The organism is Nonomuraea sp. NPDC050540, from assembly GCF_044457485.1.
Taxonomy (GTDB): domain Bacteria; phylum Actinomycetota; class Actinomycetes; order Streptosporangiales; family Streptosporangiaceae; genus Nonomuraea.
The window spans coordinates 1-24252 of the sequence record NZ_JBITHA010000024.1 but is presented as its reverse complement, the minus strand read 5'-3'; the positions used below and the strand labels follow the sequence as shown (position 1 = coordinate 24252).

Sequence of the window (24252 nt, the reverse complement as noted above, 5' to 3'; positions counted from 1 at the left end):
GGGAAAAGGAAAGGTCAGGCGCTGTGGAGTGGCGGTGCGCGGGCGGGATGGGCGCGCGGGCGCTCGGCCGCGGGCACGTGGTGGTCGCCGCCGGTGCGGGCGAGGCCGCGCGCGAGCCGTGCCTCATGCGCTCTCGGCGGAGGTACGGCCAGCCCGCCGAACCCATGATGCGCACCGGTGTCGGCGGCGGCCTTCGGCTTGCCCGGCTGCGGCGCCGCCTGCCGGTGGCCGCTCTGGTCGGCCGGGGCGGCGGTGACCTGGGCGGAGATGGCCAGCGCGTGCTGCGCCGGCAGGCCGCCACCCAGGAAGAGCGTGGACAGCACAAGGAGGACGGCGGCGGACAACCGGCTCCTCATGCGTTCACCGTACCCCGGACCGGGTAGCGGGGAGCCCGTGAGACTGACCTACACGAGTGACCTCTGGTGGAAGAACGCCGTCATCTACTGCCTGGACGTGGAGACGTTCAAGGACGGGAACGACGACGGCGTGGGCGACTTCCGCGGGCTCACCCAGCAGATCGACTACCTGGCCGGGCTCGGGGTGACGTGCCTGTGGCTGATGCCGTTCTTCCCGACGCCGAACCGGGACGACGGCTACGACGTGACCGACTTCTACACCGTGGACCCCCGGCTGGGGACGCTGGGCGACTTCGTGGAGTTCATGCGCACGGCCAAGGACCGCGGCCTGCGGGTCATCGCCGACCTCGTGATCAACCACACCTCGGACCGGCATCCGTGGTTCGCCGACTCGCGCTCGGGCCGGGACGCGCGCCTGCGCGACTGGTACGTCTGGTCGGACGAGCCCGAGCCCGACGACCCGGAGCAGATCGTCTTCCCCGACAAGGAGGACAGCGTCTGGGAGTGGGACGAGGGCTCCGGGCAGTACTACCTGCACAGCTTCTACCGCCACCAGCCGGACCTGAACGTGGCCAACCCGGAGGTGCGTGACGAGATCGTGCGGGTGCTCGGCTTCTGGATGGAGCTCGGGCTGTCGGGGTTCCGGGTGGACGCGGTGCCGTTCGTCATCGAGAACGTCGCGCCCGAGCTGGCCGACCCGCATGACTTCCTGGCCGGCCTGCGGGCGTTCATGACCCGCAGGGAGGGCAGCTCGATCCTGCTCGGCGAGGTAAACGTGCCCTACCCCGAGCTCGTGCGCTACTTCGGGTCGGGCCTGGGCGACCAGCTGACCATGTGCTTCGACTTCATCGGCATGCAGCGGACCTGGCTGGCGCTGGCCAGATCCGAGGCCGCACCGATCGCCGAGGCGTTGCGCGAGCGGCCCAGGCCGCCCAAGGACTGCCAGTGGTCGGTGTTCCTGCGCAACCACGACGAGCTGACGCTCGACAAGCTCACCGAGGACGAGCGGCAGGAGGTCTTCGCGGCGTTCGGCCCTGAGGAGGACATGCAGATCTTCGGCCGCGGCCTGCGGCGGCGGCTGCCGGCCATGCTCGGCGGCGACGCGCGCCGGATCAAGATGGCCTACAGCCTGATGTTCTCCCTGCCCGGCACGCCTGTGCTCTTCTACGGCGAGGAGATCGGCATGGGGGAGGACCTCGCGGCCGAGGGCAGGATGGCGGTGCGCAGCCCGATGCAGTGGTCGGCCGAGGGCGGCTTCTCGCCCGCCGAGCCGGTACGCGAGATCCCGGAGGGCGCCTTCGGGCCGGAGCGCGTCAACGTGGCCGACCAGAAGCGCGACACCGGGTCGCTGCTGCGCTGGATCCAGTTGCTCATCGAGCGCTACCGGGAATGCCCGGAACTGGCCTGGGGCGAGTGCACGGTGCTGGAGTCCGGGCACCCGTCGGTCTTCGCGCACCGCTGCGACGCCGACGACGCCACGGTCGTGGTGGCACACAACCTCTGCGCCGGCGCCACCGACATCCGCCTCCAGCTCGACGGGCTGGAGAACTACCTGCTCACCGACCTGCTGACGGACGGCACGCTGGAGATCTCCGGCGAAGGGCTGGCGGAGATCCCCATGGACCCGCACGGGTGCCGGTGGTTCCGGGCGGCGCCGCCCGAGGTCCCGCCGGAGGACGCCTCGGTCAAGGCGCAATGAGTAGGGGCTACTCATGCGGGGATACCGTTCTGGGCGCAAGCTCCTGCCATGGCAAAGATGTCCGTGAGCAAGGAATTCCTGCGCCTTCTGCGCCGGCGCGAGGAGTACGCGCCCGCACGAAAGATGTTCGCCGAGGCCTATGGCCCCGACCCGAGCCCCATCCTGGCGAAGATGGTCACCGAGGCCAACGCGGCCTACATCCTCAACCGGGTCATGTTCGCCGAGGACCGCAAAGAGGCCATGGCCGAGGTGTCCGGCTACCTGACGGAGATCGTCGACGACTGGTGCGGCACCCCGCCGAAGATCAAGTTCCCGCCGATCCCGTGGCCGATCTCCGGCCTGCCCTCGCTGTCCCGGCCGACGCTCGTCGAGATACGGAAGATGCGGCTGGAGCCGGCCGACTACGTGGAGGCCGCCATCGTGTACCAGGCGGTCAGCGACGATCTGGCGGGTGAGGCTCCCGAGCTCGCCGACCAGGTGTCGGCGATGGCCCAGGAGATGGCCGCCTTCGGCACGTCGCACATCGACATCTGCGTGCACGTGGTGGTCTGACCGATCTGCGGTACGACCGGGCGGCGGAGGAGGGGGCCGCCCGGCCGTACCGGCTAGGAGAGTTCTTCGAAAAGGGTCAGCTGGAGTCCGGCGGGGCCCTCCAGGCGGGAGTTCAGGGAGTCCCAGGGGGTTCTGGTCGGTTCGGCGACGAGGGTGGCGCCGGCGTCGGTCAGCTCGCGGGTGACGGCCGTCGAGTCGTCCACCTCGAAGGCGACCCTGATGTGCCCGGCCACGCGCCTGCCCACCTCGACCGCGTCGATGAAGTCCGCCTGGGCGGGGTCGGCGATCTCCAGGGTGGCCCGGCCGGCCTCCAGGATGGTCACGCGGCCGTCCGGCGAGGAGTAGGCGGCGCGCTCGGGCAGGCCGAGCGCGTCGCGGTAGAAACGGACCGCTTCCTCGTAGTCCTCGGCGGTCACGACAAGTCGCAATTCACGTACCTTCATGGGTCAAAGGTAAGACGGGCCGGTCACCCGGTGGCGGAAGGTCCACCACACCCACGCCTGGGAGGCCACCAGGAACGGGATCAGGACCAGGATCACCGGCGCCAGCCAGGCGTTCGCCGCCTCCAGGTGGAGGCCGGAACCGGCCAGGAGGCCGACCGCCGCCAGCGCGCCCGCGGTCAGCGCGTACGTGCGCAGCTCTCCGTCGCCGGGGGAGAGCACCCTGGCCCGCTCCCGCAGCGTCCCCGTCAGCCGCAGCGAGGCGAAGGCCAGCCCGTGCGTGCCGAACAGCGCCGCCACCGCCAGCGCCGGCAGGACCGCGGCCGGCCAGGAGATGTCCAGCAGCAGCCCGCTCAGCAGCGTGCCCCAGGCCAGCGCCAGCCCCCAGCTCCCCGCCACGATCGCGCCGTCCCAGAACGCCTGCCAGCGGGCTCCCGGCACCCGTCCGCGCAGCCAAAGGCCCATGTCGCGGACGATCCACGCGGCCAGCAGCCCCACCACCGCCAGGAAGCCGGGCCCGCCCATCAGCTCGCCCTCCAAGTGCGGGAACAGCCCCGCCAGCACGCCGCCCGTCGCCACCAGCCACACCTCGTTGCCGAGGAAGAAGGGCGCGATCGCGGCGATCACCTCACGCCGCTCTTCAAGATCCCGGCCGAGGTACGGCAGCAGCATCCCGACCCCGATGTCGGCCCCGGCCAGGATCAGGTATCCGACGGCGAAGAAGCCCAGAATGAAGATCTCCATGATCGCGTCCTCTCAGAAGGTCAGGGCGGGCCGGACCACGGGAGACTGCTCGACGGCCCCGAGCGCGGCGGCGTCCGGGCCCCGGCGGGCCTGGCGGGCGAGCAGCCAGTAGTTGAGCAGGATCAGCACCCCGAACAGGCTCGTGAACACGATCAGCGAGGTCAGCATCTGCCCCGCGCTCGCCGGCGAGACCGCGTCCGAGGTCTTCAGCAGCCCGTAGACGGCCCACGGCTGGCGGCCCATCTCGCGGAAGATCCACCCGGCGATCATCGTGACGAACGGCACCGGGATCATCAGCGTCAGCATCCAGTGCCAGAGCCGGAACCCGCGCACCACCGGCCGGATCAGCATGAACAGGAAGCTCGCCGCCGAGAAGAACAACATCACCGCGAACAGGATCATCATCGTCATGCCCGCCCCCTGCACCCACCCGATCGGCGGCAGGTAGTCGCCGGGCCCGAACCGCGCGACCATGTCGGCCTGCGCGCGGGCCATGTCTTCGGCCGCACCCGACCAGACGGCCGCCTTCGCCGGCTGCAGCGTCTCGAAGCCCATCCCGCCGAAGGTCGCGGTGACCAGCGTCGCGGGCAGCGCCACCGCGACGCCGATCCGCAGCGACTTGCGGAAGAAGTTCTGCTCGGTGGTACGCCGCCGCAGGTGGTAGGCGCTCACCCCGGCCATGAAGAACCCGCCCACGACCATCGCGCCGCCCAGCACGTGCCCGAACGCCACCAGGGCCGCCGGGTTGGACACCAGCGCGCCGAAGTCGACCAGCTCCATCACGCCGCCGGTCATCCGGTAGCCGACCGGGTTCTGCAAGAAGCCGTTGGAGATCAGGATCCAGAACGCCGACGCGTACGCCGTCAGCGTCACCACCCAGATCAGCGCCAGGTGCGCCCAGCGGTTGAGCCGGTTCCAGCCGAAGATCCACAGTCCCAGGAACGTCGACTCGATGAAGAACGCCACCAGCGTCTCGATCGCCAGCGAGGCGCCGAACACGTTGCCCGCGAAGTCCGTCAGCCCGCTCCACGACAGGCCGAACTGGAACTCCATCACGATGCCGGTGACGATGCCCATCGCGTAGTTGATGATGTAGAGCTGGCCCCAGAACCGCGTCATCCGCATGTGGACCGGGCTGCGCGTCAGCGTCGCCCTGGTCTGGATCACCGCCACCAGCGTGGCCAGGCCCAGCGTCAGGGCGACGAACAGGAAATGCGCCCCTGCCGTGAGGGCGAACTGCAGCCGGGCGAGCTCAACGGTGTCCATGCCGAGGAGAATCCCGGTACGGTCACCGTCCCGGCGTCATGCTCCGGCGGGCACCTGGCCCGCAACTTTCGCGGTCCCCGGACGGCCCGGCGTACATCTCAGGGAGTAAGCCACCCCGGCGTGATCATGCCCGCCTCGTACGCCAGCACCACGAGCTGGGCGCGGTCGCGCAGGCGCAGCTTGGTCATGATGCGGCTGACGTGCGTCTTCGCGGTGGCCGGGCTGAGCACCAGTTTCTCGGCGATCTCGTCGTTGGACAGGCCAGCGGCCACCAGCACCATCACCTCGCGCTCCCGCTCGGTCAGCGCGTTGAGCTCGGGACCCGGCTCGGGACGCTTGACCCGCCCGGCGAACTCCGCGATCAACCGGCGCGTGACCGACGGCGCGATGAGCGCGTCACCCCTGGCCACGACCCTGACCGCGTGGATGAGCTCGGCCGGTTCCGTGTCCTTGACCAGGAAGCCGCTGGCGCCCGCCTTGAGCGCGCCGTAGACGTAGTCGTCCAGGTCGAACGTGGTCAGGATGATCACCTTCACCCCGTCCAGCCGGGGGTCGGTGACGATCTGGCTGGTGGCCTCCAGGCCGTCTAGCTCGGGCATGCGGATGTCCATGAGCACGACGTCGGGGCGCAGTTCGCGGGCTTTGGCGACGGCCTGCGCGCCGTTCGCGGCCTCGCCGACCACCTCGATGTCGTCCTCGTCGGTCAGAATCGACCTGAACCCGGCCCTGACCAGGTTCTGGTCATCGGCGAGCAGCGCGCGAATCATCGCTTTCCATCCTGTGCGTGAGCGTCCGTCGGACCCTCTTGGGTGAGGGGGAGAGTGGCGACGACCGTGAAGCCGCGACCGGGGCGGGGGCCGACGTCGAGGGTGCCGCCGAGTGCGGTGGCGCGCTCGCGCATGCCCTGCACGCCGAAGCCGCCGCCGTCGGTGTAGACCGCGCCCGGCCCGTCGTCCTCCACCCTGACCACGATATTTCCGGACGTGCGGGTGATGGTGAGGGTTGCTTGGTCTGTCCCGGAATGTCGGGTGACGTTGGTCAGCGACTCCTGGATGATGCGGGTGGCGGCCAGATCCACCTGCGCGGGCAGTCCCGACACCTCGCCCGCGACCGTCGCCGCCACCTTCAGCCCGGAACGTTTCACCAGCTCGTCGAGGCGATCCAGGCTGTCGGCAGGGGCGGTGGGCGCTTCCTCGTCCACCTGCCGCAGCACGCCTAGCGTGGTCCTGAGCTGTCTGAGCGTCTCCTTGCTGGTGTCCTTGATCGTACGCAGCGCGGTCTCGGCGTCCTCCGGCCGCTTCTTCAACCCGTGCAGTGCCGACCCGGCCTGCACGTTGATCAGGGAGATGTTGTGTCCCAGGACGTCGTGGAGCTCGCGGGCGATGCGCAGGCGTTCCTCGGTCTCGCGGCGCCGGGCCTCTTCCTCCTTGGTGTGCTCGGCGTCGAGGGCGCGTTGCTCGGCCTCGTGCTGGAAGGCCCGCCGGTTCTTGGTCACCCCGCCGAACGCGATGGCGGCCACCACCCAGCCGCCGATCATCACGAACTGTGAGTCGTCCACGTGCCGGGCTTCGCCCAGCTCCCCGATCCCCATCCCGAGCACGGAGGCGGCGCCGGTGGCGATCGCGGCGATCAGGTGCCCCTGGTCGGCCGCGTTGTACAGGGCGACCAGGAAGACCAGCAGCAGCGGGCCGTCGAGGCGGGCGTACGGATAGTAGAGCGCCGTGCAGACCGCGGTCACCAGCAACGCGGCCACCGGAAAGCGGCGCCGTAGCAGCAGCGCGCCGCAGGCGATCGCGGGCAGCGCGAAGTCGAGCGCGTTGGGCGGGACCTCGGGCCGCATGCGACCGGTGAGCACGGTCCCGGCGATCAGTGCCGCGATCACGGCGATCGACGACCACGTGCTCGGCTGCAACCTGGGCATACGCCCATTGTGTACGGCTTCGCCCTCTGGTGGGTAAGTGAGGGGAATGACCATCAAGGATGAACTCCAGCAGGTAGACGATGATCTGGCCAGGTTGCGCCAGTCGACGCTGGAACTGCGGGAGCAGATCGGGGACATGGGAGCGACCGACCAGGTCGAGCGTTCCCAACTGCTGGAGATGGCCGACGGCCAGGACCGGCTGATCGTGGAACTCCAGGGACGGCGCGACGATCTCGCGCGCCGCCTGCGGCAGGAGACAGGCTAGAACGCCCGCCGACAACGTCCGGGGATCAGCCTCTCCGGGGCATCCCCGGACCGGGGGGAGAACAGGTCCGGACCGGAACGGGGGAGCAGGGGCCAGGGCGGTTTCGAGGCCGCGATGGCCGGGATGGCAGGGGGCGGCGCGGGCCGCCGGGGAAGCGTCGGGTCCCCGGTGCGCAGGCAGGAGACCCGGCGGAGGAGCCAGGCCGGGGCAGCGGAGGGGCGGGGGCTCGGCAGCGGAGGGTACGGCTGGGTGGGGCTGGGGGTTGGCCCGCTTGTGGTGAGGCTGGGCGGGCCGAGTTCAGGGGTTCGGGGTCACGGGTGGACGGTGGCCTCGGCGTGGGGCTTGCGGAGCGGGGCGCCGACCTCGTGCAGGTGGCTCAGGGCCTGGCCGTAGGACTCGATGAGGCCTGTCGTCAGGTAATCGACGCCGATCTCGGCGCAGTAGCGCTCGACGATGGGCTGGGCGTGCCGCAGGTTGACCGCCGGCATGTTCGGGAAGAGGTGGTGCTCGATCTGGTAGTTGAGCTGGCCGGTCGCGATGTCGGTGAACCAGCCGCCGTGTACGTTGCGGGAGGTCAGTACCTGCTTGCGCAGGAAGTCGAGCTTGTCGTCGCTGGTCAGGATCGGCATGCCCTTGTGGTTGGGGGCGAAGGTGCAGCCCAGGTAGATGCCGAAGACGCCCTGGTGGATCACGAGGAAGAGCAGGGCCTTGCCGACCGGCAGGATGGTGAAGATCAGGCCGAGGTACCAGGCGCAGTGGGCCAGCAGCAGCGTCAGCTCCAGGGCGCGGTTGCGCATCGTCGGCTTGGTCAGCGCCTTGAAGCTGGCGATGTGGAGGTGCCAGGCCTCCAGCGTGAGCAGCGGAAAGAACCAGAAGGCCTGATACTTCGCGATAAAACGGGGCAAGCCGCGGCTGCGTTCCACCTGCTCCGTCGACCAGACGATCACCGCGGGCGAGACGTCGGGATCGTGGTCCTCGTGGTTGGGGTTGGCGTGGTGCCGGTTGTGCTTGTCGGTCCACCACGCCCAGCCGAGGCCGACGCCGAGGTTACCGATCAGCCGTCCGGCGATCTCGCTGGGCTTCCTGGTCCTGAACACCTGCCGGTGCCCCAGGTCATGGGCCAGGAACCCGATCTGGGTGAAGACCAGCGCGAGCAGGACGGCGACTCCCATCTGCCACCATGAGTCGCCGACCCACACGAACAGGGCCCACCCACCGAAAAAGGCGAGGCCCACCAGGCTGCCCCGTACGGCGTAGTACACGAGCCGACGGTCGAGCAGACCGGCTTCCGTGATCTTGCGAGCCAAGCGCGCGAAGTCGCTTCCTCTGATCTCTGTAGTCACGCCCCAACAGTGGCCTATTCGCGGCACATAGGGAAGATCATCGCCGGTCGGACCGTCTTTCCGCAGCTAGAGAACCGATGCGCGCGCGTTGGCACACGGACGTTTCCCGGGGGTCAGAGGTCGGCGGCGCGGGCCAGGAGGGCGAGGCGTTCCGACTCGCTGTGCGTGCTCTCCGCGGCCCGCCGGAACAGTACGGCCGCGCGCTCCCGGTCACCCGCGCGGGCCGTCAGGTCGGCCTCGGCCGCCACCAGCAACGCGTAGTCGCCCAGCGCCCCGCCCGACCGCAGCGCGGCCAGCAGGGCCAGGCCCGCCTCCGGCCCGAAGGCGTACCCGTGCGCCACCGCCCGGTTCAGCTCGATGACCGGGCTCGGCTGCAGCCGTACCAGATCGTCGTAGCAGCCGGCGATCAGCGGCCAGTCGGTCGCTTCGAGGGTCGGGGCGGTGGCGTGGCAGGCGGCGATCCGGGCCTGCACCGTGTAGGGGCCCCCGTGGCCGAGCCCGGACAGGATGTCGGTGGCCTCGTGGATCGCGAGGTGGTCCCAGCGGGTGCGGTCCTGCCGGTCGAGGGGGACGAGGCGGCCTTCCCGGTCGCGGCGGACGTCGCGCCGCGAGTGCTGCAGGAGGAACAACGCCAGCAGCCCCGCCGCCTCCGGCTGTTCGGGCATCAGGCCGGTCAGCAGCCGGGCCAGCCGGATCGCCTCCTCGGCGAAGGCCGGCTCCCCATCGGCGTTGTACCCCTGCGTGAACAGCAGATACAGCACCGCGAGCACCCCGGGCAGCCGCTCGCCCAGCGCCTCCCCGTCAGGCACCCGATAGGGGATGCCCGCCTCTGAGATCTTGGTCTTCGCCCTGGTCAGCCGCCTGGTCATCGTCGACTCGCTGACCAGGAAAGCCCGCGCGATGTCACCCGTCGGCACCGCGCAGATCGTCCGCAGCGTCAGCGCCACCCGTGCCTCCAGCGCCAGCGCCGGATGGCAGCAGGTGAAGATCAGCCGCAACCGGTCGTCCACGACCTCCTCCTGAGGCTCCTCCTCGGTGGCGGCGGTCAGCGCGAGCACCGCCAGTTCCTTCAGCTTGCGCCGCTCGACGGTGGCCCGCCGCAGCACGTCGAGCGCGCGGTTGCGGGCCACCGTCATCAGCCAGCCGCCGGGATTGTCCGGTACGCCCTCACTGGGCCAGCGCCCCAACGCCACGGCCAGCGCCTCCTGCGCACTGTCTTCGGCCAGCGTCCAGTCGCCGGTGATCCGGATGAGCGCCGCGACGATCCGCGGGTACGCCTCGACGGCGGCCTCGGAAGCGGCACGGGCGGCGGCGTCGTCCATCAGAGGTCGATCAGCGGCCGGAGCTCCAGGCGGCCGTTGCGTGCCATCGGGTGGGCGCGGGCGACCTCGATCGCCTCGTCCAGATCGGCGCACTCCAGCAGGTCGAACCCGACGATGACCTCCTTGGTCTCCGCGAACGGCCCGTCGGAGACCAGCAACTGCCCGTCGCGCACCCGCACGGTGGTCGCGCTGGCCGGAGCCGCGAGGGCGGAGCCGTCCAGCCGCCGTCCGGCCGCGTCGTTCTCCGCCACCCACACCTCGATGTCGGGTTCGGGGGTGGTGTCGGTGTCGGGCTCGGTGTCGCTGCAGACGAACATCATGTACTTCATCGTTGGCCTCCTTGGTGTGACTTCACCATGGTGACGAGCGGCGGCGGCCGTACCGGACAGCGGGCCCGAAGATTTTCCTCACGCCGCCATCTGGAGCCCGCGGTAGTGGCGGGTGTCCCAGACGGCGACCACGACCAGGATCACCAGGGACCCGGTGCTCAGGAGCAGCGGCGGTACGACGGGCACCAGGATCGCCAGCACGGCGAAGACGCACAGCGCGCCGATCGCGGCCAGGCGGGGCGCCGAGAACGTCCCGAAGACGATGTACTTGAACCAGGTGTGACCGGCGAGGTAGAGGGCGGGTCCGCCCAGCGCCATCAGCACGGTCGCCACCTCGGCCCGGCCGCCGGGATGGGCGATGACCAGTTCGTCGCCGACGGCCGAGACGATGATCCCGAGCACCATCGGGATGTGCGCGTAGGTGTACGCGGACCGGCCCAGCCTGCCCGGATCGTCGGAGGACTCGATGCGTTCGGCGGCCAGGTCGGCGGTCAGGTCGAAGTACACCCACCACATGGCGACGCTGCCCAGCAGGCAGATCGTGAACGCCGCCAGCGTCAGCGCGTCCGGTTCGGCCCCGGCCAGCGTGGCGCCGGTGACCAGGATCGACTCGCCGAGGGCGATGATGATGAACAGCTGGCACCGCTCGGCCATGTGCGCGCCGTTGATCTGCCAGTCGTGGGTGGACGTGCGGCCGATGACCGGGGTGGGGAAGCGGATCATCGGCGCGCCGTAGTCGAGCAGCAGCGCGATGATCCACAGCACCACCTGGAGCGACCCGCCCAGCCAGGCGCCGGTGATCCAGAACACCGCGGAGATCAGGAACCAGAAGCCGACCCCGATGAAGACCTTCCGCAGGTCGCTGCCCGAGGTGGCCCAGATGACCACGGCCGTCCTGCCGCACTGGATCGCCACGTAGGCCAGCGCGAACCACATCGCCCGGTCCCCGAACGCCTCGGGCACCGACGCGGCCATGATCAGGCTGGCCAGCATGAGGCCGCCGAGCATGATGCGGATGACCGGGTGGTTGGGGTCGCAGTAGTTGGTGGTCCACGTCGTGTACATCCAGGCCCACCACACGGCGAGCGTCAGGAACAGCGCCTGCGCGGCGCCGCCGACGGTCAGGTGGGCCAGCAGCAGGTGCGACAGCTGGGTGATGGCGAAGACGAAGACGAGGTCGAAGAAGAGCTCGAAGGGGGCGACCCGGGGGCCCTCGGCGCTGTGGTTCCTGATGGCTCTCATCACGGGCCCTCCACAGCGGTGAACAGCGGCGACATGCGGACACCCTAGTGACAGCGGCTGACAGAGCCATGACAGAGGGCCGCGGGAGCGTGTCCGGCATGAGAAACGTACTGATCGTGGGCGCCGGGCCGACGGGACTGACCCTGGCCATCGAGCTGGCCCGCCGCGGGCTGGCCTTCCGCATCATCGAGAAGTCGGCCGCCCATCCGGCCGGGGTGCGGGGCAAGGGATTGCAGCCGCGGACCCTGGAGGTCTTCGACGATCTCGGGGTGGCCGAGGAGATCCTGGCCAGCGGCTCGACCTATCCGCCGATCCGCAGCTGGGCCGATGGGGAGGTGGTCTGGGAGGGGCGGATGAGCGAGATCAGGCGGGCTTCGGCGGCGGTGCCGTACCCGAATCTGATCATGCAGCCGCAGTGGCGGACGGAGCGGATCCTGCGCGAGCGGCTGGCCGGGCTCGGGCACGAGGTCGAGCTGGGCACCGAGCTGGCGGGGTTCGAGCAGGACGAGGAGGGCGTGACGGCCACGCTGCGCGGGGGCGAGCGGGAGCGGTTCGGCCATCTCGTCGGCGCGGACGGGGGCAGGAGCTTCGTGCGCAAGCACCTCGGCGTCGGCTTCGCGGGGGAGACGTTCGACAGCGAGCGGATGCTGGTGGCCGACGTCCGGGCGAAAGGTGTGGATCGCGAGCACTGGCATGTCTGGGGGGACATGGCGAAGAAGACGCTGAACTACAGCCTGTGCCCGATTCCCGGCACCGACGTCTTCCAGTTCACCGCGCCGGGCGCGACCGAGTTCCCGGAGATCGTCGAGGAGGTGCTCTGGCAGTCGGAGTACCGCGTCAACATCAGGATGGCCGAGCGCTTCCGCGTAGGCCGGGTGTTCCTGGCGGGCGACGCGGCGCACGTGCACTCCCCGGCGGGCGGCCAGGGGCTCAACACCGGCGTGCAGGACGCCTACAACCTCGGCTGGAAGCTCGCCGCCGGCGACGACACCCTGCTGGACACCTACGAGTTCGAGCGGATGGCCGTCGCCGAGCACGTCCTCGGGCTCAGCACCAGGCTGCTGCGCACGGCCGACCTCAAGCGCGACGAGGAGACCCAGCAGCTCAACCTCGCCTACCTCGGCTCACCGCTCTCGCGCGGGCCGCGCGGCGGCGAGCGCTTCGGCGCGCTGTTCGAGGAGCGGCGCGGGCCGCACTTCCTGCTGCTCGCCGATACCACGCGGGAGTACGGCGAAGCCGTCCGCGTCCACCCGCCCCAGGAGGGCCAGGAAGGTGTGATCCTGGTCCGCCCCGATGGATACGTCGGCTATCACGGGGACGAGAGCGAGCTCAGCGCGTACCTCTCGGGGTTCGGCATCGCCACCTCATCCTGACAGGCGGACAGGCCGAGCTCGGCCAGCAGCCGCCGCGTGACGGCGGGGACGTCACGCAGCGCACCGGCGGCGCCGGCGATCCTGGCGACGACCGCGGGCTCGGCGCTGCCGGAGAGCGCGCGGGCGGCGGCCTCCAGAACGGTCGCCCGCACGGTCCGGTCGTCGCCGCCCTCCATGAGCTCCAGCGCCCGGCGTAGCGGCGGGCCGGGTTCGTCGGCGACCCGGGCCAGCTCGACGTTGACCAGCGCCTCCAGCTGGGGCGGCACCGGCGTGGTCGCGGCCAGAGCGAGCGCCTCGCGCAGCAGGGCGCGGGCCCGCGCGGGGTCGCCGGACAGCCTGGCCAGCTCGCCGTTGGCGTGCAGGACACGGACGATGCCGAGCGGGTCACCGGTCTTGTGCGCCGCCTCCCACGCCCGGCCGGCCACGGCGGCGGCCCCGTCGAGGTCGCCGGAGCGGGCACGGAGCTGGGCGAGCCGTACCAGGAACATGAGGGGGCCGGGCAGCGCCTCCAGCCCGCCGATCTCGGCGGCGGGCCGCTCGGAGCGCTCGGCGAACTCCAGCGCGGCGGCGTAGTCGCCGCGGTTCTCCGCGGCCAGCGACAGCCAGTAGAGCGCGAACGCCAGCCCCCAGCGGTCGCCCACGGCGCGGAACCCGTCGAGCGCGGGCAGCAGGAGCTCTTCCGCCTGACCCGACCGGCCGTACTCGAAGCGCACGATCCCGGCCATGAGCCGCGCCGCCGCCCGCGTCCACGGGTCGGGATGGCAGGACAGGCGGGCCACGGCCGTCTCGGCCAGCTCGACCACGCCGCTCGGCGGCCCGAGCCGGTCGGCCAGCGCCCACGCGGCCAGCGCCGCCGGATGGTCGGCGGCCAGCACCGCGGCGGAGGGCGGCTCCCCGGCGATCACCGCGGCCAGCCCGTACGCCAGCTCGCCGTCCGCGGGGGTGCTGCGGCGCAGTACCTCGGCGGCGCGTTCGCGGGCCTCGCGCCGCCGCCCGCGCATCACCCACGGCCACACCCGGGCCAGGAACAGCCGCAGCGGCTCACGGGTGTGCTCCAGCGCGGCGTCCAGGTTGGCCTGCTCGGCGTCCAGCACCGCCAGCCTGCTCACCTGCTCACCCGTCCTGAGGTACGGCTCGCAGCGCTCGGCCAGCTCGGTGTAGTAGCGGGCATGCGCGTCGAGGGGAGGCTCGCCGCTCTCCCCGGCGTAGCGCCTGATCGTCTCCAGCATCGTGTACCGCTCACCGGACAGCCCCACCAGCGACTTGTCCACCAGCGACGACAACGTCGCGACGTCCGCGCCGCACACCTGCCGCGCCGCCTCCAGCGTGGCTCCTCCGGCGAACACCGACAGTCCGCGCAGCAGCTCCCGCTCGGCCTCGTCGAGCAGCTCCCAGCTCCAGTCGATCACCGCGCGGAGCGTGCGGTGCCGAGGCTGCGCGGTACGCCCGCCGCGAAAGCTCAGCCGATCGCCCAGCTGCCCGACCAGCACCGAGATCGGCATCGTCCGCAGCCGGGCGGCGGCCAGCTCGATCGCCAGCGGGATGCCGTCCAGCTCGGCGCAGATGCGCGCGACGTCGGCCCGGTCGCCGGGACCGATGGCGCCCGGCCGGGCCGCGGCGGCCCGCTCGGCGAACAGCGCGACCGCCGCTTCGTCGTCCAGCGGCGCGACGGGATGCGTGCTCTCGCCGGAGATGTCCAAGGGCTCGCGGCTGGTGGCGAGGATCCGCAGGTCGGGCACCTCGGTGAGCAGCCACTCCGCGACCCGCGCGGCCTCCTCGACGACGTGCTCGCAGTTGTCCAGCACGAGCACCGATCCCGTGCCGCGCAGCGCGTTGACCGGGTCGGCGGTGTTCAGCGCACGCCCCAGGGCCGCCCGCACATCCGACGCGCGCCCCGGAGCCGCCCGCACATCCGGCGCACCCCCCCGAGCGGCCCGCGCACCGGACGGACCTTCCAGGGCGGCTCGCGTACCGGAGCTGGGGGCGGCGAGTTCGACCAGCCGTACGCGCCGGAACCCCGACGCCGTCTCCAGCGCCAGCCGGGTCTTGCCGACGCCGCCGGGACCGGTCAGCGTCACGAGCCGGTGCCCGCCCGCCAGCAGCGCGCGCAGCCGCGCGAGGTCCTCCGTGCGGCCGACGAAGCTGGTCAGCGGGGTGGGCAGACTCGGCTGCTCGTTGGGCTCGGTGTCCCGTAGCGCCGCCAGGTGCGCTTCCTTGAGCTCGAGTCCGGGATCGGCGCCGAGCGTCTCGTCGAGCAGCGTTCTGACGCGCTCGTAGGCGGCCAGCGCCTCGGCCCGGCGGCCCTGCCCGGCCAGGGCGCGTACCAGCAGCGCGTGGAACGGCTCGCGCAGCGGATGGGCGGCGACCAGTCCTTCCAGCTCGGCCAGCACGTCCGCGGCACCTTCCACCGGGCCGGCGACTCCTGTCAGGTGGGTGGCTTCTGTCAGGTGGGTGGTTTCTGTCAGGTCGGCGGTGATGCGGGTGGCCAGAGCCTGCAGGCGGAGTTCGTCGAGCCGGGCGGCGGGCGGGGCGGCGAACGGCAGGTTCTCGGCGTCGGCGAGAGGCCGTCCGCGCCACAGGCCGAGCGCGGCGCGGGCCCGGCCGGTGCGGACGAGGCGCTCGAAGACCCACACGTCCACCTCGTCGGGGGGCAGGTCGAGCAGGTAGCCGGAAGGGTGGGAGGCGATCAGGCCGGGCACCTCGCGGCGGGCGCGGGAGACCAAGGACTGCAGCGCGGCCTGCGGGTGCGCGGGCGGGTCGTCCGGCCAGAGGTCGGCGGCGAGCCGGTCGGCGCCCACCACACGACCCGGGTCGAGCGCCAGCCTGACGATCAGCGACCGCACCCGCGCGCCGCCGATCTCGGCCCCGGAGACCAGCAGCGGCCCGAGCATCGCGATCCGCACCCGTCCACTTTAGCGATCAGGCGACCTTCCGCCCCATGCGGTAGACGGCCAGCGGGCGGCAGAGCGTGGTGACATCGGCCAGCGGGTCGCCCGCCACGACCAGCAGGTCGGCGTCGAACCCGGGCGCGATCCGGCCCTTCCTGGCGCCGACCCGGCAGACCCCGGCCGCCACCGAGGTGACGGCGCGTAGCACGTCCAGCGGCGCGTACCCGGAGTCGACCAGCATCTGCACGCCGTGCGGCAGCAGGCCGTGCGGCTTGATCGGGGCGATGCCCGCGTCACTGCCGATCACGAACGCCACCCCGGCCGCGTACAGGGTCCTGAGCACCTCGATCATCTTCGGCAGCCGGGCCCTGATCTCGGGCGGCGGCGCCATGCCGGGCACCGGCACGATGCCCGCGGTCAGCGAGACCACGACCGGCGAGTCGGCCAGCGCGGCGATGATGAGCGGATCGGGCTCGACCCCGTCCTCGGTCCAGAAGCCGCAGTGCTCGATCGTGTCGAACCCGGCCCGCAGCGCCTCGGCGATGCCCTCCGGGCTGTGGGCGTGGGCGGCGGCGGGCAGGCCGGCGGCGTGCGCCTCGTCCACGGCGGCTTTCAGCTCGGCCGGGCCGTACTGCATGAGGTGGGGTGCCGAGCCCTCGGTCATCTGGCCACCGGTGACCATCACCTTGATCACATGGGCGCCGCGCGCGGCCCGCTCGCGTACGGCGGCGCGGACCGCCGCCTCGCCGTCGGCCTGGCCGCCGAGCCACCAGCAGTGGCCGCCCGAGGTGGTGATGGGCGGGCCGGAGGCCAGGATCTCCGGGCCTTCCGTGGCGGTCAGGCCGAGGCCGAGCGCCAGGTAGTCGCGGTCGCCGAGGTCGCGCACGGTCGTGACACCGGCGTCCAGGTGCCGGCGGGCGGCCTGGCGCATGCGGGCGGCCAGGTCCGGCCGGTCGAGGTGCGCGACGGCGTCCTCGCTGGCGTCGAAGGCCAGGTGGACGTGGCAGTCGATCAACCCCGGCAGCAGTGTGGCGGTTCCGAGGTCGAGGTCGGCGGGCCCGGGGCCGGAGACCGCGGCGATCCGGCCGTCGTGGATGGTGACCACCCGGTCTTCGTACAGGTCCTGGCCGTCGAACAGGCGGCGTGCCCGCATGGTGAACATGCCCTCACCATGGCACCGCGCACGCCGCCTGACCTGAGTACCCCTTACTCAACCGTCGGCGGCGCCGGTTTCTCGTCGGTCCAGCCGGAGGCGAGCACGGTCTCGATCCGGTCGCCCTTGCCCGGCATGCCGGTGACCTGGTACGACGTCACCATCGAGGTTTCCGGGTCGATGATCACCCGGACCTGGGTGGGCTGGCCTTCCTGCAGGCGGAACTCGATCGCGGTCCCCGCGTTCTCGACGCCTTCCACGATCTTCACGTGCGGCAGGCCGGCCAGCGCCCGGTAGGCGGCGGCGGCGATGGCCGCCGCGAGCGCGGGCCGCAGGCTCTGGGCGCTGACCGAGGCGGTCACGCGCTCCTCATGGCCCGGGGAGTCGGGCGCGGCGCCGTGACGGTTCATCGCGCGAAGGGCTCTGATCTCGGTACGGCGGTGCTTGCCGACCAGGTTGGTGGCGATGCCGTACAGCCAGGAGCGCAGGGCCGCCCGGCCCGGGTCGAAGCGGGCCCGCTTGCGGAAGGCGGTCAGGAAGGTCTCGGCGACCACGTCGTCGGCGTGGTCGGGGCCGAGCCGCTGGGCCACGTAGCGGTGTATCCCGGGGAAGTAGGCGTCGAAGACCGCGTCGAAGTCGTCGAGTGACGCCTCGGGAGGTTTTTCGACGTGAGTGGCTGCCATGCTGAGTATCACCCGATGTGCGGGAAAGCTTTCCCTTCCGGGCTCAGGAGAATACGCGTGACTTCAGCGACGGGAAGCGCTGGACCGTGCGCAGGAAGGTCTTGAATCCCGTCCTGGCCAGCCGGTTGTCACCCACGAACTGCTTGGCGGCCCTGAGGGAGTCGCGGACGGCGGCGAAGCCGTACCCGCGCATCTGCTCCTCGTATGCGGCGATGGCGGTGATCTCGTCGCCGTCGCCGGTCAGCGCGTGGCAGAGCAGGCGGGCGTCGCGCAGCGCGGTGTTGGCGCCGATGCCGCGCATCGGGGTCATGCTGTGGATGGCGTCGCCGAGCAGGGTGATGTTGCTCGCCGGCCAGGCCTCGATCGGGATCGAGGTGCGGATCGGCAGCAGGGAGACGGTGTCGGGGTGGGAACGTTCGACCATGGCGCGCAGGTCGGGGTGCCAGCCGGAGATCATGTCGCCGACCGCGGCCCGGAGCTCCGTGCCCGGCAGGTCGGCGACGTCGGCGGGGAAGCGGCCTTCGGCGGCGCCGACGGCCCACAGGATGTAGCTCGCGGCGTTGTCCATGAGCGCGCCGTCCCGCTCGGTGGCGCCGATGCCGTCTACCGGGGCGGCGCCGCCGAGGTCGTGCGGGGCGCAGAACAGGCCGATGCCCCGGGGCGGGATGACGTTGTTCGGGCCGTCGGTGAGCCGGCGGGCGAGCAGGCCGCGGGTCTCGTCGGTCAGCAGGAACTTCCCGGCCACCGTGGTGATGCCGGTGTCGATGCGTTCGGCGTGCGGGAGGTACTGCTTGCGCACCCGTGAGTTGCCGCCGTCGGCCGCGACCACGATGTCGGCCACGGCGCTGTCGCCGTCGGCGAAGTGCAGGCGGACCCGGCCGTCCGGCAGCCGTTCGTAGCGCTCGAAGGACTTGCCGAAGCGCACCACGTCCTCCAGGCCGGCCAGCAGGACCTGCCGGAGCGTGATGCGGCTGACCGAGTGGTGGTCGGCGGCGGGGTCGGCGGCCTTGGGCGTCTCGATCAGGGCCAGCACGTCGAGTCGCTCGGTCAGGAAGCCGAAGTCCTGGCCACTGGTGCCGGTGGTGTCGAGGAAGGCCCGCCACAGTTCGGGCGGCAGGCAGTCGCGCAGGGCGCGGGCTCCGTGCGGGTCGATGTGCACCCGGTAGCCCTGCAGGCGGTCGGCGGGTGTGCGGTCGCGTTCGTAGACGGTGACCCGGACTCCGGCCTTGTGCAGTCCTTGGGCCAGGCAGAGCCCGCCGATGCCGCCGCCGATGATCGCTACATGCTTCTTCGTCGTCATGCGCTCCACTATCAACCGATTGGATGATTCTGTCAACCAAACGGATGGATGATAGTGTGCGATGTATGAGACGTGCACCGGAGGAGAAGCAGCGCGACCCCGAGCGCACCAGGGCGCGCATCCTCGACGCGGCCCTGGCGGAGTTCGCCGCCAAGGGGTTCGCCGGGGCCAGAGTGAGTGAGATCGCCGCGCGCGCCGGAGTCAACAAGCAGCTGATCTCTTACTACTTCGGGGGGAAGGAGGGGCTCTACAAGGAGCTCACCGGGCGGTGGCAGGCGGAGGAGAGCGCGTTCGCCGATCAGGCGGCTTCGCTGGCGACTCTCGTCGCCGGGTATGCCAGGGCCAACTCCGCGCATCGCGAGCTGGGGAAGCTCATGGTCTGGGGAGGGCTCACCGAGGGGGTGCCGGCCGACCCCGCCTTCGTCGAGAACGTACGCCGCGATGTGGCCGAACTGGGCAGGCGGCGAGGCGACGGGGAGTTTCCCCAGGATGTGGATCCGGGGATGTTGCTGGTGGCCTGCTTCGCCATGGCGGCGGCGGGGGTGTCCTTTCCGCAGCTCGTCCAGGCGGCCACCGGGCTCGACCCGGCCTCGGCTGAGTTCGGGGAGCGTTACGCCGAGCAGGTCGCGCTGATCGTCGGGCGGCTCGGGTCCTGATCCTCCGCCTTTGGCTGGTCTGTCCGTGTGCGGGGTCTGTCCGCGTGTAGCGGGCTGTTCGCCCGGTCTGTGGCCGGCTGTCAGCGTGTGGCGGCCTGCCCGTCCCGGTCCGCGGGCGGCCTTACCGTGTGGCGGCCGGATCCGGCGCGTGTAGGGCGGTCTTTCCGCCTGTGGCGGGCTTTTCGCGTTCTTTCGGGTTCCGCGTTCTGCTGGTTCTGCGGTCTCTCTGGTTGTGCGGTCTCTGGTTGTGCGGTCTCTCTGGTTGTGGCGGGCCCCTTTTCGGGGTCCCCGGGAGCCCCCTGATCCCGGGGCGACCGACGGGGGCTATCTGGTGACGAGGCGTTCGAAGAGGTCCAGGGCGGCCTGCCGTACCTCTGCGGGGGCGAGGCCGTCGAGGGTGTTCCTGGCGTGGTTCGTGTCGCGGGTCGTGGCCAGCGTGATGGCCACGGACGAGGCCGCCGCGCGGCTCACCGAACCGGCCGGCGCGTTGTCGGCGAGTTCCTGGGCACTGGCGGCGAGGTCGAGGTTGTCAGTCAACGGGGCTCCTCGGCATGGTGGCGGCAGAGGCTCATTGCATCATCTGGGGTGGTGTTCCATCCACCATTCGGTGAATTCCCGGCATCGGCCGTCCTGGCCGAATCTGATCACCCAGAGGTTGCTGAACGTCCGGTCCGGATACACCGTCGTGCCCTGCACGATCGCCAGATCTCCGGTCACCGTCAGCGGTTGCCAGGTGAAGGAGGTTTGGCCGGGCTCGTCCTGGTTGGCGAGCCAGCCGGCCACGATCGCGTCGCGGCCGTGCCATGGCTGTGCGTGGGGCTCGGTGTAGTAGGACGCGTCCTCGGTGAAGAGCGCGGCTATGCCGGCCGGGTCGTTGGTGTTCCACGCCCGGACATAGTCGGCGATCCACTGTTCGAGGTTCATGTCCTACCAGGGTAGACCGCCTCAGGCCGCGAGGATGTGGCGGCCCTGGAGCGGCGTGGCGGCCGTGCGCGCCAGGGGGATGAACGACACCAGCAGGCACAGGGCGCCGAGCGGCATGAGGTCCTTGTTCATCAGGGGCAGCATGAAGTCGAGCATGACCAGCACGGGGGTCCAGTACTTGACCTGCTTGACGACGGCCAGGTGGGTGACCAGCACGAACTGGGCGATGTAGAAGAGGAACGGCCCGCCCTGGTAGACCAGCAGATCGACGCCGGGCACCTCCTGGACCCGGTCGAACAGCACGCCCATCCCGGCGTGGTCGGCGGCCATGAAGCCGACGATCACGTCGATGACGAACTGGGCCATGGCGCAGGCGATGCCGGCGATCCCGGCGACGACGGTGACGGTGGGCAGGACGCCGCCGCCCAGCCTGCGCCTCATGTCCAGAAAAATCGGGATAAAGAGGGCGAGGGCGGCGATGAAGGCCAGGTGGCCGGTCGTCCAGGCGATCCCGGGGCCCCGTGAGCCGTCGAGGCCGTCCAGGATGCGGATGACGCCGTAGGCGAGGACGAGGAGCGGGGTGGCGAGGTACGCGGTGCGCAGGTTCATGCCTCAATCCTGGGATTTCGCGCCACGAAAGTGATCGCCGGTGCGAGCGATCTCGCCCCTCCCTCGCACGGGGGATCCGGCCCCCTCGAAGGGACCGGACCGCCTCGAAGGGACCGGACCGCCTCGAAGGGACCGGACCGCCTCGAAGGGATCGGACCGCCTCGAAGGGATCGGACCGTCCCGAAGGGGATCCGACCGAGCGGGGGATCGGACCTCGCGGGGGGATCCGGACCCCTCTTTCGTGGGTCCGGATCCCCGGACTCCCCTTAAGGTACGGTCCTTTGGCTATCCTGGTCGGATGCTCGGGCGGATAGACCTCGACGAGGACGGCGGCGCCCTCTACATGCAGATCGTCGACGCCGTGGTGGCAGCCGTCGCCCAGGGCCGGCTGAGCTCCGGTGACCGGCTGCCGGCGGAGCGCGACCTGGCCGCGGAGATCGGCGTCAGCCGCGACACCCTGCGCCAGGCCCTGCGGGAACTGCAGAGGCACGGCCACGTGGTGCGTACCGTGGGAAGGGGTGGCGGCACGTTCGTGGCCGAGCCCAAGGTGCGGCGGAACCTGTCGCGCTACTCCGGTCTGGCCGACGAGCTGCGCGAGCAGGACATGAAGCCCGCGGCCCGGGTGCTGTCGGCCCGGGGCCGCTCGGCCAGCCCGGCCATCGCCGCCGCTCTCGGCGTCGAGCCGGGCGAGCCGGTCCACGAGATCGTCCGCGTACGGCTGGCCGACGACCGCCCGGTCGCCCTGGAGCACACCTACTACGCGCTCGCCCTGTTCCCCGGCCTGCTCGACCACCCCCTCGACGGCTCCATCTACGAGCTGCTCAGAGCGGTCTACGGGCACACCCCGGTCCGGGCGGTGGAGTACCTGGAGCCGATCCTGGCCGGCCCGGAGGAGACGGCGGCGCTGGACGTCGAGGAGGGCGCCCCGCTGATGTACATCGAGCGGATCGCCTACGACGACGCCGACCGGCCGGTGGAGTTCGGCAGAGACGTCTATCGCGGCGATAGAACACGCATGGTGGTGTGGGGATTGTCCGAAAGGTAGGCAACCATTAGCGTCGGACGCCGTGACCCACCACGAGATCGTGATCATCGGCGGCGGCGTGATCGGCTGCAGCATCGCCTACCACCTGGCCCTGCGCGGCAGGACCGACGTCATCCTGATCGAACGGCTCGGCCTGACCCACGGCGCCACCTGGCACGCCGCCGGCCTCGTCGGCCAGTTGCGCGGCTCCGGCAACCTCACCCGGCTGATGCGCCACGGCGCCGAGCTCTGGACCTCTGGCCGTTCGACGTGCGGCGGTTCGGGCGGGCGCACACGGTGTACGGCGCGCTGCACGAAAGAGCGGTCGAGTCCTATGCCCGCTACTACGCCATCGGCTATCCGGGGCACGAGGCGCGAGCGGCGCGCGGGCAGCGGCGCGGCCCGCTCTACGACCGGCTGCTCGAACGCGGGGTCGCCTACGAGGCCAAGGCCGGGTACGAGCGGCCCGGCTACTTCGGCCCGCCGGAGACGCCGGGCTTCGGGCGGACGGAGGCGTGGCCGTACGTGGCGGCCGAGCACCGGGCGGTTCGCGAGGGGGTGGGCATCGTGGACATGAGCTCACTCGCGAAGTATGAAATTTCCGGACCTGGGGCACTCCCGCTTCTCCAGAAGCTGGCCGGAGCCGAGATGGACGTCCCGGCCGGGACGATCGTCCACACCCAGCTGCTCAACGTCCGCGGGGGCATCGAGGCCGACGTCACCGTCACGCGGCTCGCCGGTGACCGCTTCTACCTGGTGACCGGGGGCGCGTTCGGGGAGCACGACACCGCCTTTCTGCGGCGGCATGCCGTACCGGAAATGACGATCACGGATGTCGGATCCGCCTACGCGGTCGTCAATGTGTGCGGGCCGCGCTCGCGCGACCTGCTCGGCGCGCTCAGCCCCGCCGACCTCGGCGACGCGGCCTTCCCCTACCTGAGCGCGCGGCACATCGACGTCGCGCACGCGCCCGTGCTCGCGCTGCGCACCACATGCGTGGGCGAGCTCGGGTGGGAACTGCACGTGCCCGCCGAGTACGCCCTCGACCTCTACGAACGCCTCGTCGGGGCCGGGTTCGGCGCGGTCGACGTGGGCTACAGGGCGCTTCGATCGCTGCGGCTGGAGAAGCACTACCCGGCCTGGGCGGCCGACATCAGCGCCGACGACAACCCCTACGAGGCGGGCCTCGCCGTCCACGCCAAGCCCGAACTGCTGGCCGGACCCGCCCTGCGCACCATCCGTGACCGGGGGCCCGCGCGGCGGCTGACGTGGTTCACCGCCAGTGGCGAGGTCGTCATGCACGGTGGCGAATCGCTCGTCCTTCCTGACGGCAGGTTGACTCCTGTGAAAAGTGCCGGTTTTGGACACACGGTGGGAGAGAACATCTTCTGTGCCTACGTTCCGGCGCAGGTGGCCGCATCTTCCGAGTTCGTGGTGGAAATTATGGGAAACCGGCACCCTGTCCGGCATCACACCGCGCCTCTTGACGACCCGCCAGGTGTAACAATCCGTGCCTAGGCGGGTCGATCATCACCTGTTACGTTCCGAGGGCGACGCGCACCATCGGGGAAATTCTCAGACAAAACCTAGGAGTCCCGTATGCGTACCTCCCTGCGCAGAGGGATCACCGCGATCATCGCGGTGATCACCCTGCCGGTGGCCCTGGCCACCCCGGCCCAAGCCGGGGGTGGTTTGGACGACATCATCGCCAAAGTGATGGTGAAAAAGGTCAAGGGCACGAACGTCAAGAAGCACCTCGACGCACTCCAGGCCATCGCCACCGCCAACGGCGGCACCCGCGCCACCGGCACACCCGGTTACCCGGCATCGCGCGACTACGTGGCCAGCAAACTGCGCAAGGCCGGCTACAAGGTCACCCTCCAGCCGACCGACTTCGTCGAAGGCTGGGTGGAGAACAGCCCGCCCACCCTCAACCTGACCGCGCCCGGCCAGAAGACCTACGTGCCCAACGAGGACTTCTTCACGTTCCAGCCGTCGCCCCCCGGCGACGTGACCGCGCAGGTCCAGGGCGTCGACCTCACGCTCCCGCCGACGCCCACCCCCACCTCCACCAGCGGTTGCGAAGCGGCTGACTTCAACGGCTTCGTCGCCGGCCGGATCGCCCTCATCCAGCGCGGCACCTGCGCCTTCGCCCAGAAGATC

General features: G+C 71.0%; 25 protein-coding genes and 1 pseudogene. 9 read left to right on the top strand and 17 right to left on the bottom strand.

Annotated elements, in window-relative coordinates; translation table 11 throughout:
* Nucleotides 1-14: 14 nt before the first annotated feature.
* Nucleotides 15-356 carry a hypothetical protein gene (locus ACIBI5_RS48275; protein ID WP_397257606.1) on the bottom strand — a complete coding sequence of 114 codons (342 nt, stop codon included), beginning with the start codon at nucleotides 354-356 and terminating at the stop codon, nucleotides 15-17.
* Between the two features lie 37 nt (nucleotides 357-393).
* Here ACIBI5_RS48275 and ACIBI5_RS48270 point away from each other — a divergent pair, with 37 nt between their 5' ends.
* Together ACIBI5_RS48270 and ACIBI5_RS48265 are read left to right on the top strand one after the other, a co-directional pair.
* Nucleotides 394-2055, top strand: a complete 1662-nt coding sequence (locus ACIBI5_RS48270) for an alpha-amylase family protein (RefSeq protein ID WP_397257605.1) — start codon at nucleotides 394-396, stop codon at nucleotides 2053-2055.
* Between the two features lie 48 nt (nucleotides 2056-2103).
* Nucleotides 2104-2607 carry a hypothetical protein gene (locus tag ACIBI5_RS48265; RefSeq protein ID WP_397257604.1) on the top strand — a complete coding sequence of 168 codons (504 nt, stop codon included), beginning with the start codon at nucleotides 2104-2106 and terminating at the stop codon, nucleotides 2605-2607.
* Between the two features lie 53 nt (nucleotides 2608-2660).
* On the opposite strand, the gene ACIBI5_RS48260 is transcribed toward ACIBI5_RS48265, so the two are convergent.
* From ACIBI5_RS48260 to ACIBI5_RS48240, 5 genes are all read right to left on the bottom strand, one after another.
* Nucleotides 2661-3050 (bottom strand): VOC family protein, encoded by a 390-nt coding sequence (locus tag ACIBI5_RS48260; RefSeq protein WP_379618408.1) that lies wholly within the window; start codon nucleotides 3048-3050, stop codon nucleotides 2661-2663.
* A gap of 3 nt (nucleotides 3051-3053) precedes the next feature.
* Entirely contained in the window at nucleotides 3054-3791 is a 738-nt protein-coding gene (locus ACIBI5_RS48255; RefSeq protein ID WP_397257603.1) for a cytochrome d ubiquinol oxidase subunit II, read from the bottom strand.
* Nucleotides 3792-3803: 12 nt separating this feature from the next.
* The gene (locus ACIBI5_RS48250) at nucleotides 3804-5057 is read right to left on the bottom strand and encodes a cytochrome ubiquinol oxidase subunit I (RefSeq protein ID WP_397257602.1); all 1254 of its coding nucleotides are present in this window, start codon (nucleotides 5055-5057) and stop codon (nucleotides 3804-3806) included.
* A gap of 98 nt (nucleotides 5058-5155) precedes the next feature.
* Nucleotides 5156-5824: a response regulator gene (locus tag ACIBI5_RS48245; protein WP_397257601.1), complete on the bottom strand. Its 669-nt coding sequence runs from the start codon at nucleotides 5822-5824 to the stop codon at nucleotides 5156-5158.
* A complete protein-coding gene (locus tag ACIBI5_RS48240; protein WP_397257599.1) occupies nucleotides 5821-6978 on the bottom strand; it encodes a sensor histidine kinase in 1158 nt (385 codons plus the stop codon). Before ACIBI5_RS48240 ends, ACIBI5_RS48245 begins: the two co-directional genes overlap by 4 nt.
* A gap of 46 nt (nucleotides 6979-7024) precedes the next feature.
* Between ACIBI5_RS48240 and ACIBI5_RS48235 the strand changes: the two genes are divergently transcribed.
* On the top strand, nucleotides 7025-7243 hold the full coding sequence (locus ACIBI5_RS48235) for a hypothetical protein (protein WP_379618418.1): 219 nt from the start codon (nucleotides 7025-7027) through the stop codon (nucleotides 7241-7243).
* A gap of 311 nt (nucleotides 7244-7554) precedes the next feature.
* Here the strand turns inward: ACIBI5_RS48235 and ACIBI5_RS48230 are convergent, their stop codons facing one another.
* The 4 genes from ACIBI5_RS48230 to ACIBI5_RS48215 form a co-directional block, all read right to left on the bottom strand.
* Nucleotides 7555-8586: a fatty acid desaturase family protein gene (locus ACIBI5_RS48230; RefSeq protein ID WP_397257597.1), complete on the bottom strand. Its 1032-nt coding sequence runs from the start codon at nucleotides 8584-8586 to the stop codon at nucleotides 7555-7557.
* Nucleotides 8587-8699: 113 nt separating this feature from the next.
* On the bottom strand, nucleotides 8700-9908 hold the full coding sequence (locus ACIBI5_RS48225) for an RNA polymerase sigma factor (RefSeq protein WP_397257595.1): 1209 nt from the start codon (nucleotides 9906-9908) through the stop codon (nucleotides 8700-8702).
* On the bottom strand, nucleotides 9908-10237 hold the full coding sequence (locus ACIBI5_RS48220; RefSeq protein ID WP_397098625.1) for a YciI family protein: 330 nt from the start codon (nucleotides 10235-10237) through the stop codon (nucleotides 9908-9910). The genes ACIBI5_RS48225 and ACIBI5_RS48220 overlap by 1 nt, the downstream gene beginning before the upstream one ends.
* Before the next feature lie 78 nt (nucleotides 10238-10315).
* The gene (locus ACIBI5_RS48215; RefSeq protein ID WP_397257593.1) at nucleotides 10316-11479 is read right to left on the bottom strand and encodes a low temperature requirement protein A; all 1164 of its coding nucleotides are present in this window, start codon (nucleotides 11477-11479) and stop codon (nucleotides 10316-10318) included.
* 98 nt (nucleotides 11480-11577) lie between these two features.
* Between ACIBI5_RS48215 and ACIBI5_RS48210 the strand changes: the two genes are divergently transcribed.
* Nucleotides 11578-12852, top strand: a complete 1275-nt coding sequence (locus ACIBI5_RS48210) for an FAD-dependent monooxygenase (RefSeq protein ID WP_397257591.1) — start codon at nucleotides 11578-11580, stop codon at nucleotides 12850-12852.
* Here the strand turns inward: ACIBI5_RS48210 and ACIBI5_RS48205 are convergent.
* The 4 genes from ACIBI5_RS48205 to ACIBI5_RS48190 are packed head-to-tail and all read right to left on the bottom strand — an operon-like array spanning nucleotide 12789 to nucleotide 18876.
* Nucleotides 12789-15755, bottom strand: coding sequence for an ATP-binding protein (locus tag ACIBI5_RS48205; protein WP_397257589.1), 2967 nt, complete (start codon nucleotides 15753-15755; stop codon nucleotides 12789-12791). The two genes, ACIBI5_RS48210 and ACIBI5_RS48205, sit on opposite strands and share 64 nt — an antisense overlap.
* 16 nt (nucleotides 15756-15771) lie before the next feature.
* Nucleotides 15772-16902: an amidohydrolase family protein gene (locus tag ACIBI5_RS48200; protein WP_397257587.1), complete on the bottom strand. Its 1131-nt coding sequence runs from the start codon at nucleotides 16900-16902 to the stop codon at nucleotides 15772-15774.
* Between the two features lie 44 nt (nucleotides 16903-16946).
* Nucleotides 16947-17576 (bottom strand): RNA polymerase sigma factor, encoded by a 630-nt coding sequence (locus tag ACIBI5_RS48195; protein WP_397257585.1) that lies wholly within the window; start codon nucleotides 17574-17576, stop codon nucleotides 16947-16949.
* A 43-nt stretch (nucleotides 17577-17619) separates the two neighbouring features.
* Entirely contained in the window at nucleotides 17620-18876 is a 1257-nt protein-coding gene (locus tag ACIBI5_RS48190) for an FAD-dependent oxidoreductase (protein WP_397257583.1), read from the bottom strand.
* 65 nt (nucleotides 18877-18941) lie between these two features.
* Between ACIBI5_RS48190 and ACIBI5_RS48185 the strand changes: the two genes are divergently transcribed.
* Entirely contained in the window at nucleotides 18942-19532 is a 591-nt protein-coding gene (locus ACIBI5_RS48185; protein ID WP_397257581.1) for a TetR/AcrR family transcriptional regulator, read from the top strand.
* Nucleotides 19533-19856: 324 nt separating this feature from the next.
* On the opposite strand, the gene ACIBI5_RS48180 is transcribed toward ACIBI5_RS48185, so the two are convergent.
* From ACIBI5_RS48180 to ACIBI5_RS48170, 3 genes are read right to left on the bottom strand one after another with little or no spacing between them, the layout of a single operon-like run.
* Complete coding sequence (locus ACIBI5_RS48180; RefSeq protein WP_379618437.1) at nucleotides 19857-20069, bottom strand: hypothetical protein; 213 nt, start codon at nucleotides 20067-20069, stop codon at nucleotides 19857-19859.
* Nucleotides 20070-20108: 39 nt separating this feature from the next.
* The gene (locus tag ACIBI5_RS48175) at nucleotides 20109-20456 is read right to left on the bottom strand and encodes a YybH family protein (protein ID WP_397257579.1); all 348 of its coding nucleotides are present in this window, start codon (nucleotides 20454-20456) and stop codon (nucleotides 20109-20111) included.
* Between the two features lie 21 nt (nucleotides 20457-20477).
* Entirely contained in the window at nucleotides 20478-21065 is a 588-nt protein-coding gene (locus tag ACIBI5_RS48170) for a hypothetical protein (protein WP_397257577.1), read from the bottom strand.
* Between the two features lie 298 nt (nucleotides 21066-21363).
* Here ACIBI5_RS48170 and ACIBI5_RS48165 point away from each other — a divergent pair, with 298 nt between their 5' ends.
* The 4 genes and pseudogenes from ACIBI5_RS48165 to ACIBI5_RS48150 all read left to right on the top strand — a co-directional run.
* A complete protein-coding gene (locus ACIBI5_RS48165) occupies nucleotides 21364-22110 on the top strand; it encodes a GntR family transcriptional regulator (RefSeq protein WP_397257576.1) in 747 nt (248 codons plus the stop codon).
* 22 nt (nucleotides 22111-22132) lie between these two features.
* Nucleotides 22133-22288, top strand: a pseudogene (locus tag ACIBI5_RS48160) (FAD-dependent oxidoreductase); the annotation flags it as partial.
* A complete protein-coding gene (locus ACIBI5_RS48155) occupies nucleotides 22261-23607 on the top strand; it encodes a glycine cleavage T C-terminal barrel domain-containing protein (RefSeq protein ID WP_397257771.1) in 1347 nt (448 codons plus the stop codon). The pseudogene ACIBI5_RS48160 and the gene ACIBI5_RS48155, both read left to right, overlap by 28 nt.
* A gap of 81 nt (nucleotides 23608-23688) precedes the next feature.
* Nucleotides 23689-24252: PA domain-containing protein (locus ACIBI5_RS48150; protein WP_397257574.1), on the top strand; the 564-nt coding region annotated here is incomplete at its 3' end.